Genomic DNA, 12,057 nt, shown 5'->3' with positions numbered 1-12,057 from the left:
CTAATTTAATGCAAAGTAATAAGAACCCTATTGAACATCACTTAATAAAAAAGGCTATTTACTCATCAGTAAATAGCCTTTCGATAACAGATAGTGCGCCAATAGAAGCTAGCGTTTTTGTAAACTTAGCAGGTAAACGTAATTAGCGTTTCTGCTTGAACGTTACTTGGTATTCACCAAAGCCTTCGTAGTGGAAGGTCGTTGGTTTATCGAATTCCATTTCCACGATACCGCAGTAAGAGCCCGTGATAATTGCTTCACCCGCTTGGAAATCAACACCACGACGCGTCATGTAGTTAATCAGCCAGTAAATTGGGCTTGGTGGCAGTGTATTCGGGTGCTTACCGTCGAATGCTTGAACTTGCTCGCCTTGAGTCACTTCAATACTGATCTCTGCAGAAGTGAACGCTTTTTCGCGATCAATCTCAGGGCCAATGAATAGACCTTGGTTTACTAGGCCATCGGCCAGTTTTTCATAGAACTCAGCGCCGCTGTCATCCGCAAAACGAGACTGCATTAACTCAAGTGCCATGTGGCAAGAACCAATCGCTTCGTTGATTTGCTCTTCGCTGTAGCCTTCTTGGCTTGCAGGCAGGCTCTTAGCAAGCGTAAATGCGATTTCAGGCTCAACGCGTACTACGCCGTTGTCAGCAAACAGTTCACAAACTTCGCCTTGTTGAACGCTGCCCGAGAAGATTGGCGCAACAACAAACTTGTCTTCAGCCAGAGGAAGTAAGCACTTCCAACCGCCGACTTTATCGCTTTTCAAATCGATCATTGAAGATTGGATCTTTAGCGCATCTTCCAAGTTATTCGGACGGTACTGTTCGTCCAATCTTGGTGCTTTGGTGCCAGCAACACGACGACTCAACAGTTCTTCAGCTGCTTGTTTAAATACATTTGTCATATAATACCACCTTTAGTTTTATGACCAGTATAATATCGGATTTCTTAAAGCTTGAATAGACAATTCAACAACGGTGCTACACCGAAAATTCAGCCATCAATTTTCGCATATTTTAGACGCAAACAACTGAAACTATTTTGATTTAAATGTAAAAAAGCCAGTAAGTTCGTTACTGGCTTTTCGATGTGTTGCTGATGGTTAGGCTTTACTGCCCTTTCAAGGTCTTCTTAAGGTTTTGCATGAAGTCTCTGAAGTGAGGCATAAAATTAACAAACAGAGGATGCTTTCTATCTTGCATCATCAATGGGCCGAGTAAGCGGATACTCACGCCTAGTCGTGCTGCTGATTGCTCATCTAAGCCGCTGTCTTGTTTGATCTTCTCAACAATCGCGAACATGTTTTCTCTGTCTTCAATTTCAAACTGCATGGTTTGAAGTTCGCGGTCTTCTTTAACGCTCACTTCTTCAATAGTGATGCGGTAGTTATTGTGTTTGCCTGTAAATGCTTTCATGTGGATCTCCTACAATGCTGTGAAATGTTTTGGCTAGCTCTTCATGAATCGTTCTAGCTTAGGTTTAACCGTCATCGACATTACGACCATGATCGTAAGGCCAACAGGAAGCGCGGCAATAAATCCATTAAACCATCCACTGGTAAACGCCGATGTATCCGAAAATCCAATGTTATTTGCCGCTGTTACAAATGCCATCATGGACTCCATTATGAATGCCATGATCAGTCCTACGATCAGGTTGCGAACTTTCTCGCTATAAGTTGTGAACACTCTAGCAACGGCTTTGGTGACTAAAGCCATCATCACCGTGCCCATTGGCATCATGATCACGACAACAAGGGCTAACGAAGAAAGCCAGTTGCCAATAAATTCCTCGCCGAATCCGACATTCATGTAAGTCATCACAGCCGTTAAACTGCCGCCAATCGTCAGCATTAAGCTCATCATGACCAAAACTTTGTATAAAACCGGTGTGCCTTTTTGCTCAGGAAGAGTTGGCGTTAGAGTTGCTTGAATCGTCATATCTATTTCCTGTCTTGAATTTACGAACAATTAAGTTGATAATGTCAACTATAAATACAGTAGTTGATAATGTCAACTATATTTCTAAGGATCGTTTATGTCTGATAACACATCGCTAGAATCAATCTTTCGTCTAGTGCACTCTTTGAAACGTCAAATGAGCGAACAGATTGAGAGCTTAGACTCAGAGATCGCACCTATGAACATTCGTGTCATGAAGATCATTACTAAGAAGTCTCCATGTACCGCTATCGATATCGCACACTTCCTAGATCGTGATAAAGCACAGGTCACTCGGCTCATTAATGCCTTGATCAATCAGGAACTTGTGAAGAAGTCTCCGAACCCGGAAGACAAGCGCAGCCAGTTATTGGTTCTGACTGATAAGGGTCAAGAGATCATGAGTAAGGTCTCGGATATCGATCGAGACATGCTGAAGAGAATGACCAAAGGCATGGCCGAAGACGAGTTAGAACAATTCAGAAAAATTGCGAAGAAAATGGCGCAGAACTTAGAAAGCTGATCTTAAAAATAAAACTAAAATACGCCACCGAATCGTAAGATCGGTGGCGTTTCGTGTATAAGTTGGGTTGTACAGCTTAGTGGTTTAGCTATGTCTATTTGGATGACAGCTCTAATTCGATGCTAGTTTCCACCATGCCTGAACAGGTACAGGCTCTGAGATCACCAAACGTTCACCCATCACCGGGCTTACCATTTGTACATCTCGCTCTTTGCTAATCGCCAGTGCTTGTTCCATTGGGTCTTGCCAATCATGCATAGAAAGGTCGAAGGTACTGTTGTGGATTGGCATCATCACCTTACCTTGCAGATCAATGTGTGCCTGAACACTCTGTTCTGGGAACATATGAATATCCGCCCAAAGTGAGTTATACGCACCCGTTTCAACCATGGTTAAATCAAACGGCCCAAAACGGTCGCCAATCTCTTTAAAGCCATTGAAGTAACCAGAATCACCGCTAAAGAAGACTTTCTTGTCTGAAGCGTTAATAACCCAACTGCCCCACAGTGTTTGGTCACGATCAAGCAAGCCACGACCAGAGAAATGCTGTGTCGGTGTCAACGTGAACTCAATGTCTGAGGCCGTTGCCGATTCCCACCAGTTCAATTCGATGATCTTCTCTTTATCCACGCCCCACTTTTCCAACAGTGCGCCCACTCTTAATGGCACTAAGAACGTCCCTACTTTGTCGGCTAATACCTTCACGGCACCTTTGTCTAAATGGTCGTAGTGATCATGGCTGATCACTACCACATCGATGTCAGGTAGATCTTGCAGTGAGATTGGGGTTGGGTGAAAGCGCTTTGGCCCCATCCATTGCACTGGTGATGCTCGATCACTGAACACAGGGTCAGTCATCACTAGCTTGCCATCTAGCTTCATCATCACACTTGAGTGACCTAAGCGGTACGCAACGTCTTCTGTCTCTTCGATCAATTGCTCGGCTGTCATCGGAATCAAAGGCAATGCAGCACGTGGCACTGGCTCATTTCTTTCCACGGTTACATACGCTTTCAAGATTGAAAAAATATCAGACATGCCCGATTTGTACTCTAACTCACTGTTAGCAAACTTCTTTGGAAGCTTATCTAGATTGTCATTTGATTGTGAACCTGTGCTTACGATAGCGACCACGGCAAGTACTCCTAAAATCGGTAATAGATATTTTTTCATTGGTATCTCTTCAACCGTTGGGAAAGACCCAACTCAAAAACTACACTGACTAGTTTATATACCAAAACCAAAAAGTAAACCGAAGAGTGTAATTTTTAATTTATCTAGACGTAAGCGTGTCAAAGTCGATTTTGGAAAAACCAACTTTGGCAACGAGTTAACTTAGTTATTTAGCTAGTCAGAAAGGTTAATCAGCAGACCATACATTCTTGAAATCTGGCCATCCCCAGTTGGTGATGGCTACGTTTTTAAGAATCCCTTGGAAACGAACGGTCTGTAAGTGATGGAACATAGGCACTAACCAATAATCTGAGATCAGAGTAGACGCGATAGGTTCTAGCTCTGCCAAGTAATTAGGCAGTTCCACGGATGCTTTATGACTATCCAAGCGCTGCTTGAGCCAATCGCTGTTCATCTCTCCCAAAGCAGAGTGCAAAACAGGGTCGTTCATCATCCACGAGAACAGCGAAGACGGGGCATTGTCATCGAGGTTCAAGTTACACAGCACCAAGTCCTCCTTTAACTCGCCACTCTGAGAGAGCTGCGCCAACTCTCGAAAACTGTAGGTGTTCACCTCAACTTCCACACCATATCGTTTGAGTATATCGGATACGCAAATCGCACATCGATACAACGCATAATAGTCGTAAACCGCAATACTCATCTTTTCCGGCAGTTGTGCCTCTTTCGAAGGCGTTCGATACAATTTCTGCCAACTTGGCAGTATATTTTGAGCTAAAGAGACACTAAACAAACCCTTGTTGTGTTCCAGCTGAGACAAAATCGCTTGTGGGTTGGTCAGTTGTGAAAGGTATTTGCGCTGCTCATTATTTAGTGGGCTAGCCGCTGAGTTCTGATTGAACAGGATAAACAAGCATCCATCCTCGACTCGGCTACGAAGGCCGTCTGTGTCTGCTGAAACAAGGTCCGCATCGCTTTTCCCTAATTGATGGAAGCAAGAAGAATCTTCATAAGGCGATACGTGCATTTGGCTATCATCGAAACGAGCAGTGCCCGTCATTGATTCCTCAAACTGCCAGATGGTCACCTCATCGGTTAACGAGCGACAACCATAATAATGCTCAAATGCGGCGAGCTTGATTCGTTCGTTGTTGGCATCAACCACTTTAAATGGGCCGGTTCCAATAACAGCATGGGACACGGTACTTAATGGCGACGGTTCACGGGTGACTTGCGCTGCGGGTTGAATCGAATATTTAACGCCAGCAAGTAAACCAGCAAAGCCGGTATCTGCTTTGGTGAGTTGAAAGCTGATCCTCAATGGCTGCTCACTGTAAACTGAAGCGACATGGGCTAGCTCTGTCTGATAGAAAGGTAAGGTTTGCAACGCAGAAAACATCGAAACTAATTGCTTAGCATCCACAGGTTGCCCGTCATGGAAAGTAAGTCCCGGGCGCAGATAGAAAGTCCAAACCAGTTGCTCAGTGTCATATTCCCAATGGTGAGCTAGTTCAGGCTTTAACTCACCTTTACCATTACACGTCACTAGGCAGCTAAAAACCTGTCTTATCAAAAATCGTTCGCTACTGCGGTGTATATGGTGCGGAAACAAATCCTCAAACTTACGCTTATAGGTTAATTGAACGTGCAGCAGCCCTTCACGCATGGTCGCGCCGGAAGTTTCTTGCAATAAAGAACCAAACACAGCGCGGTCATTATCCAATATGGAAAGTGCTTTTTCGTACTTGCCCTGCTCTATCAGTTTACTTGCAACATGCTGCGCCAACTCTGAATTGCTAAAACGCAGTGTTAAGTTAGAGCGTTGATTCCTGCCAACTTTTGGCTCCCACACCACCCATTCAGCTTGATGCATCTTACCAAGTAAGGTTCGAGCGTGACGCAAGCTTGTAAACAGCATATCCGCTACTTCGGCTAGGGTGACTGAATGAGAAATGTTTGGCTCGAACGACTCTAGCCGCGTGTAGTAACGCATCATGTTTAGATCAGACAAATAATGAACCTTTTAAAGATAGCTCTTCCTAATTAAGCCCATTATAAAACACATTCATCAAAAAGTAGTGTAATGCGACCAAAACAGGAACAACCAATAAAAATAACATCTGTTTTTTAGTTCCTCTTAATTATCCATAATGAACGGGTCAGCAACAAACCATAGGTTGTAAATAAAGCCTAACCAGAGAGAGTAATGACCATGAGAAAATACTATCTTAACAAGCTAAAAAGCACCTGCAGTAAGCTCGAAAGAGAAGCACTACGAACACTTATAGATCTATGTAACTGGCGTTATTAGTACACTTTTTAGCACCGAGTAAACGCGAGTTGGGTACAACCTAATATGCTCCTACCCCCAATATGAGTTAGGTCTCAACTCGCTTTTCCATTCCAATTCCCCTCTCAAGCCTGCTGTACCAATAGCTCACACAATCGATAAATTTCCGTTGTCGACTCGACAAATTTAATTCGTTTTCTTAGTTGAACGAAAAGCCTTAAGGTTCGCCCCGAAGCAAGCAAGGAGCCTCAGAAAAAACTGAAAGCTCAGCTAACAACTAATTTATTTGCAGTTACCAATCAGGTATTAACTAAGGAAACGCCATGCGTATCGCAATTCTTTCTCGCAACGAAAATCTATACTCTACCGCTCGTCTAAAGCAGGCTGGAGAAGCACGTGGTCATCAGGTCGATGTTATCGACACGTTGCACTGTGATATAGATATCGCGAGTAACAATCCGAAGATTCGCTACATGGGTGAAGAGCTACCTCAATACGATGCTGTTATTCCACGTATTGGCGCTTCCATTACCTTTTACGGAACTGCGGTTGTTCGCCAATTCGAAATGATGGGCACTTTTTGTATCAATGAGTCAGTAGCAATCAGTCGCTCTCGCGACAAACTGCGCTCACTACAACTGTTGTCTCGTAAAGGTATTGGCTTACCAAAAACAGGTTTCGCTAGCCGCCCAGACAAGATTCAAGACCTGATCAAAAACGTAGGCGGCGCGCCACTTGTGATCAAGCTTCTTGAAGGCACTCAAGGTATCGGCGTTGTACTAGCAGAAACAAACAAAGCAGCAGAAAGCGTTATCGAAGCGTTCATGGGCCTAAAAGCGAACATCTTGGTTCAAGAGTTCATTGAAGAAGCAAATGGCGCAGACATCCGTTGTTTTGTTGTTGGCAACAAAGTAATTGCTGCAATGAAGCGTCAAGCTGGTGAAGGTGAATTCCGCTCTAACCTGCACCGTGGCGGCACTGCTCAGCTGGTTAAACTAACCAAAGAAGAGCGCGCAACAGCAATCAATGCAGCGAAAATCATGGGATTAAACCTATGTGGTGTAGATATCCTACAATCTAAGAACGGCCCAGTAGTAATGGAAGTAAACTCTTCTCCAGGCCTAGAAGGCATCGAGAAAGCAACGGGTAAAGATGTAGCAGACATGATTTTCGAATTCATCGAGAAGAATGCAAAACCAAACGCTAACCGTACTCGTGGCAAGGGCTGATTGAATACCGATAACTCATGATTGGAAAGAAAATGAACAATAAAATGATCATAGGGAATACCGAAGCACTTTGCTTACCAGAGTTAGGGATAACTGGACTACATACACGTGTTGATACAGGGGCTAAAACCTCTTCTCTACACGTAGACAATCTACTATGTGTTAAATCAAATGGTGAGAAATTCGTAGAGTTCGACCTTCACCCAGACGTTTATCACCTAGAAGAGACGGTGCGCTGCAAGGCGAAACTGAAAACAAGTAAGAAAATTAAATCATCTAACGGCGAAGTTGAACACCGTTGCGTGATTGAAACCATGCTAAGAATCGGTGGCCAACAATGGCCGATCGATATCACGCTAAGCAACCGTCAAGACATGACTTACATGATGTTGCTTGGACGTCAAGGCATGAGTGACAAAGTGATTGTTGACCCTGCGGGTGAATTCCTGCTGACTCACTAATCCGAGTCATCGTAACCGCTCCACAGGTTATAACTAAAGCTACTCACAACGATATAAGGCCAGTCTCATGACTGGCCTTATTGCTATCTATTTTTCTATTTCTACTTTCAGCTCTGAATACACGACTTTGCATTCAAGCTTCTGATCTATTTCTTCGATTTACCATGAGATTGAAAACCAAATCGCCCAATCGATAAAAGTAATTTCTTGGTTTTGATTTTCGTCACTCGCCAATGTGTAACAGGCCTTCTTGGGGCACTCATCAACAGGTGTTCAAAAGCCTTCTGACTGAAATCGACTTGCCCACCATGCGCCACCAGCAAGGTATCGAGCTGCATGTCATAAATGCGCGATACAGACGCTCGATACTTATTAGGGTGAAAGATAGGAAACGGCGGAATCAGCTTCTTCTTAACCTCGACCATTAAATCGGCCACATAAGCCACGCTGTGTGATGGGCAATAGACCGAGAGATCACGGTCGGTATGGCCCGGTGTTTCAAGAACCAACCAATCATCAAACCCTGGAATACTATCCCCATCAGACAGCTTGTAGTCCGGCTTTAACTTTCTTGAATACCATAGGTTTGCTTTAGGCTTGCCTAAGCGGTTCGCCATCCACCTAGCAAGCGCTAAGTCGGTCAGGTGCATCAAAATGCCATCGATGCCGTGATACCAATCTTTGTCTCGGTTTGCTGCCACCAAGTTACAGCTCGTGAGCTTTCTGAGCTTGTGCGCTGCCCCTGCATGGTCAGGATGCATGTGTGTCACCACAACCGTGTGGAGATCAGAAAAATCACGCATAAGTTCGGTTTCAATAAAAGCCTTCAAATGCGGAATATCGGCTCGACATGCGCCATCGAGCAACAGTAATTTGTCCGGATACTCCACCAAGTACATGTCTTGGATGTAACCTTTAATGGTATGCAGCTGCAAACCCACTCCTTGTGATAATTCAACTGGTCAGACCTACACCATAGCAAACACACATTTATTTGTAACAAATTTGTTAACTATAAAATCACATCAAAGTACCATGCTCTTCCGCTCTTTTATCGTGACGACAAAATACGTGATTTGTTGACCTAAGTTATTAGGACTATATATGCGCCTCTAATTTATTGTCTGAGTGCTATACATGAACCAACTAATCGATGCTCTTTCTACCCAAGGCTACTTTGTTTGGGATGACTTCTTAACTCATGAAGAAGTGGTGGCATTGAGGGATTGCATTCCAGAGAACTGGAAAAAGGCTAGGATTGGCCGTAACGATGAAGTAACGCGAGAGTCGACCATTCGTAGTGACAAGATTCAATGGGTGCGCCGCGATATGGGTCAGCCAGCATCTCTGTTCCTAGACAAAATGGAACAAATTCGTTTAGCGGCAAACCAAGCGTTCTTTTTGGGTCTGTTCGAGTACGAAGCGCACTTTGCTAAATACGAAAAAGGCGACTTCTACCAGAAGCACTTAGACTGTTTCAAGGGCAATGAAAACCGCCGCCTGACCACTGTGTTCTATATGAATGATGAGTGGACAGAAGAAGACGCTGGTGAACTTGTGGTTTACGACCTAAAAGACAACCACATCACGACCATTCCACCAAAGTCAGGCCGCTTATTTGTGTTCTTATCTGAACAGTTCCCACACGAGGTACTGCCGACAAACACAGAGCGATTCAGTATTGCAGGTTGGTTCCGTATTAACGGCGTGAAAGACAACCAACTAGATATCGCACACTAGAACAAAGCCGATTATAACAAGCTCTAGCTTATTCAAAGCCTCTCCTTCGAGAGGCTTTTTTATGGAACAAATATTGAGCGAGTATTGAACAACATACCTCTTAAAAACCGCACGCAATAAATATTAAAACCATCAATAACTTTCTCTTAAATGAAATCGAAATGAATCTTTCATATCAGTGAAACGGTTTAGCTACTTAAGTGAAATACGCCCTGTTCAAGATAGCTTCAAACGACACCCCTACCGTCTCGTTAACACTCTAATCCAATACCTCGACATCGATTTCATCCAAAAGGAAACGAAGATGAATAAGCTAATTTTGGCAGGCGTTCTTTCTGCGACAGCGGCAATGCCAGCGTTCGCAACGACTCAAGTCACTTGGTGGCACGCAATGGGCGGCCAGCTTGGAGAAACAGTAAACAAAATTGCGACCGACTTTAATGCGTCACAAGATGATTACGAGATCACGCCAATCTACAAAGGTTCATACACAGAGACCTTAACAGCCGGTATCGCGGCATACCGAGCAGGTGAAGCACCCAATATTCTGCAAGTCTTCGATGCAGGCGCAGCAACCATCATGAACGCGAAAGACGTCGCGAAACCGGTACAGGATATTCTGGTTGAGTCGGGTTACAACTTTAATTCAAACGACTACCTAGCGGGCGTTCGTAACTTCTATGCCGACAACCAAGGCAAGATGGTTGGTATGCCTTTCAACAGTTCGACACCGGTTCTTTACTACAACAAAGATCTTCTCGCGGAAGTGGGTGCAGACGCGCCTAAAACTTATGAAGAACTAGAAGTGGTCGCTAAGAAACTGAAGGCTGAAGGACACATCGCGTTTTCTCAATCTCTGACGCCGTGGATCATGTTCGAGAACTTTAAGTCTCGCCACAACCTGCCAGTCGCAGATCAAAACAACGGCTACGATGGCTTGTCCACTAAGATCATGTTCAACACCAAAGACATGATGATGCACGTTAGCAAGATGAAAGAGTGGTCAGATCTAGGTTACTACAAGTATTACGGCAGTGACTGGGATGCAAACCAAACCCCTTTCGAGCGCCAAGAAGTGGCGATGTGGATGGGTTCTTCAGGCTCATTCGGTGGCTTACGTAACCGCGTACCTTTCGAACTCGGCACCACATACCTTCCATACTGGAAATCGGTTAACCCAGACGCAGGCTTAACCTTCATTGGCGGCGCAGCTCTGTTTGCACTCAATGGCCATGACCAACAACAAGACAAAGGTGTCGCAGCGTTCTTTGATTACCTGACTAAGCCTGAAACTCAAGTCTACTGGCACAAAACCACTGGTTATGTACCTGTAACAACGGCTGCCTATGAGCTAGCGAAAGAGTCTGGCTACTACAACGAACAACCAGATGCAGAAGTGGGCGTTAAGCAGCTAAGCCTAAAATCGGGCGAATGGACTAAGGGCTACCGCTTAGGTTACTACCCTCAAATTCGTGAAGTGATGCATCGTGAGTTCGACAATATCTTCGCTGACCGCTCTAGCGTCGAGAATAGCCTAGATAAAGTCGAAGATGAGAGCAGCAAACTGCTGAAACGCTTCGCTCGTACGATGAACTAATTTGGCTTTTTAACCAAAGCAGATTACTGAGCTAAAGGCTTAATAAACCAAAGCCGTTCATTGCTCCTCACCACTTGTCACTGCGTCATTAAAAACGTAATGGCAAGGTGTGAGGAGATTCTTCACTAGCGCCATTTCTTGCTCCAAAAACTACAACTCAACTGGATGCATTCCTTTGCTATAGCGCTAGTGCTCACCGTAACTAACAGTGATAACAGTCACTAATTTTTGGGGATTACCCTGTGGAACGACGTCAGCAATTCTTTCACTCTCCGCTGCCTTACCTGTTTTTGGCGCCTCAGATACTCATCATTGCGGTTTTCTTTATCTACCCAGCGGCAAAGGCAGTTTACCTGTCCTTCATGCTAGAAGACCCTTGGGGCACCTCATCGATATTCGTGTGGTTCGAAAACTATCAAATGCTGTTCGAATCGAGCGAATATCTGAACTCGATTGGCTTCACCTTAATGTTCGCGATTGTGGTTTCTTTCTTATCGCTTGCCTTAGCGCTACTGCTCGCCGTAAAAGCCGACAACATCATTCACGGACAAGGCGCTTACAAGGTCACTCTCACTTGGGTTTACGCGGTTGCCCCTGCGATTGCAGGCGTAATCGGTGCTTTCTTGTTTAACCCACATATTGGCGTGTTTGCCGAGATATTTGCGGTTATAGGTTGGGACTTTAGCTTCCAGACCGACCCTTTGGATGCCACGTTTGCTCTGATTTTGGTTTCGGTTTGGAAACAGGTTTCGGTGAATTTCATCTACTTTCTGGCTGGGCTTCAATCGATCTCTTACGCAGTAAAAGAAGCGGCGATGCTCGATTGTGTCAGTGACTCGAAACGTTTCTGGACCATTACTTTCCCGCTACTCGCACCTACAGGCTTCTTTCTTCTGGTCATCAACCTCACCTACTCGTTCTTTGAAACCTTTGGCGTGATCGACACCATGACCAATGGCGGCCCAGGTGGCGGCACAACGTCGTTGGTGTACAAGGTGTATCGAGACGGGTTTGTTGGCGCAGATTTAGGCGGCAGCTCTGCGCAGTCAGTTGTGTTGTTGCTACTGGTACTCACTCTTACATTTATCCAGTTTCGCGTTGTAGAAAAGCGTGTTCACTACTAGCCCACCACAGCTAGGT

At 44.7% G+C, this 12,057-nt stretch carries 12 protein-coding genes; 6 read left to right on the top strand and 6 right to left on the bottom strand.

The features are described from left to right. Positions 1–142 precede the first annotated feature (142 nt). From AB6F11_RS06325 to AB6F11_RS06315, 3 genes are all read right to left on the bottom strand, one after another. A complete protein-coding gene (locus tag AB6F11_RS06325; RefSeq protein ID WP_104216068.1) occupies positions 143–907 on the bottom strand; it encodes a hydratase in 765 nt (254 codons plus the stop codon). Positions 908–1,112: 205 nt separating this feature from the next. Beyond that, positions 1,113–1,418: a DUF3861 domain-containing protein gene (locus tag AB6F11_RS06320; RefSeq protein WP_017069212.1), complete on the bottom strand. Its 306-nt coding sequence runs from the start codon at positions 1,416–1,418 to the stop codon at positions 1,113–1,115. A 33-nt stretch (positions 1,419–1,451) separates the two neighbouring features. Then, on the bottom strand, positions 1,452–1,943 hold the full coding sequence (locus tag AB6F11_RS06315) for a DUF2798 domain-containing protein (protein ID WP_017069211.1): 492 nt from the start codon (positions 1,941–1,943) through the stop codon (positions 1,452–1,454). A 97-nt stretch (positions 1,944–2,040) separates the two neighbouring features. Here AB6F11_RS06315 and AB6F11_RS06310 point away from each other — a divergent pair, with 97 nt between their 5' ends. Beyond that, positions 2,041–2,466 carry a MarR family winged helix-turn-helix transcriptional regulator gene (locus tag AB6F11_RS06310; RefSeq protein ID WP_017060573.1) on the top strand — a complete coding sequence of 142 codons (426 nt, stop codon included), beginning with the start codon at positions 2,041–2,043 and terminating at the stop codon, positions 2,464–2,466. Positions 2,467–2,577: 111 nt separating this feature from the next. Here the strand turns inward: AB6F11_RS06310 and AB6F11_RS06305 are convergent, their stop codons facing one another. Further along, positions 2,578–3,639 carry an MBL fold metallo-hydrolase gene (locus tag AB6F11_RS06305; protein WP_029235615.1) on the bottom strand — a complete coding sequence of 354 codons (1,062 nt, stop codon included), beginning with the start codon at positions 3,637–3,639 and terminating at the stop codon, positions 2,578–2,580. Between the two features lie 187 nt (positions 3,640–3,826). After that, entirely contained in the window at positions 3,827–5,611 is a 1,785-nt protein-coding gene (locus tag AB6F11_RS06300; protein ID WP_104216067.1) for an SgrR family transcriptional regulator, read from the bottom strand. Positions 5,612–6,213: 602 nt separating this feature from the next. Here AB6F11_RS06300 and rimK point away from each other — a divergent pair. Next, the gene (gene rimK / locus AB6F11_RS06295) at positions 6,214–7,119 is read left to right on the top strand and encodes a 30S ribosomal protein S6--L-glutamate ligase (protein ID WP_004740040.1); all 906 of its coding nucleotides are present in this window, start codon (positions 6,214–6,216) and stop codon (positions 7,117–7,119) included. A gap of 32 nt (positions 7,120–7,151) precedes the next feature. Next, positions 7,152–7,580: a RimK/LysX family protein gene (locus tag AB6F11_RS06290; protein ID WP_004740039.1), complete on the top strand. Its 429-nt coding sequence runs from the start codon at positions 7,152–7,154 to the stop codon at positions 7,578–7,580. Between the two features lie 146 nt (positions 7,581–7,726). Here AB6F11_RS06290 and AB6F11_RS06285 read toward each other — a convergent pair whose 3' ends face one another. Beyond that, positions 7,727–8,515 (bottom strand): MBL fold metallo-hydrolase, encoded by a 789-nt coding sequence (locus AB6F11_RS06285; protein ID WP_104216066.1) that lies wholly within the window; start codon positions 8,513–8,515, stop codon positions 7,727–7,729. A 202-nt stretch (positions 8,516–8,717) separates the two neighbouring features. Between AB6F11_RS06285 and AB6F11_RS06280 the strand changes: the two genes are divergently transcribed. From AB6F11_RS06280 to AB6F11_RS06270, 3 genes are all read left to right on the top strand, one after another. Next, positions 8,718–9,320, top strand: a complete 603-nt coding sequence (locus AB6F11_RS06280; protein ID WP_017064899.1) for a 2OG-Fe(II) oxygenase — start codon at positions 8,718–8,720, stop codon at positions 9,318–9,320. 304 nt (positions 9,321–9,624) lie between these two features. Continuing rightward, positions 9,625–10,917, top strand: a complete 1,293-nt coding sequence (locus tag AB6F11_RS06275) for an extracellular solute-binding protein (protein ID WP_017064900.1) — start codon at positions 9,625–9,627, stop codon at positions 10,915–10,917. 242 nt (positions 10,918–11,159) lie between these two features. Continuing rightward, complete coding sequence (locus tag AB6F11_RS06270; protein ID WP_017060567.1) at positions 11,160–12,041, top strand: ABC transporter permease subunit; 882 nt, start codon at positions 11,160–11,162, stop codon at positions 12,039–12,041. Positions 12,042–12,057: the final 16 nt, after the last annotated feature.

The organism is Vibrio sp. 10N.247.311.14 (assembly GCF_041467715.1).
Classification (GTDB): domain Bacteria; phylum Pseudomonadota; class Gammaproteobacteria; order Enterobacterales; family Vibrionaceae; genus Vibrio; species Vibrio crassostreae_C.
Note: the sequence above shows the minus strand (reverse complement) of the source record. Positions and strands in the feature narration are given on the sequence as shown.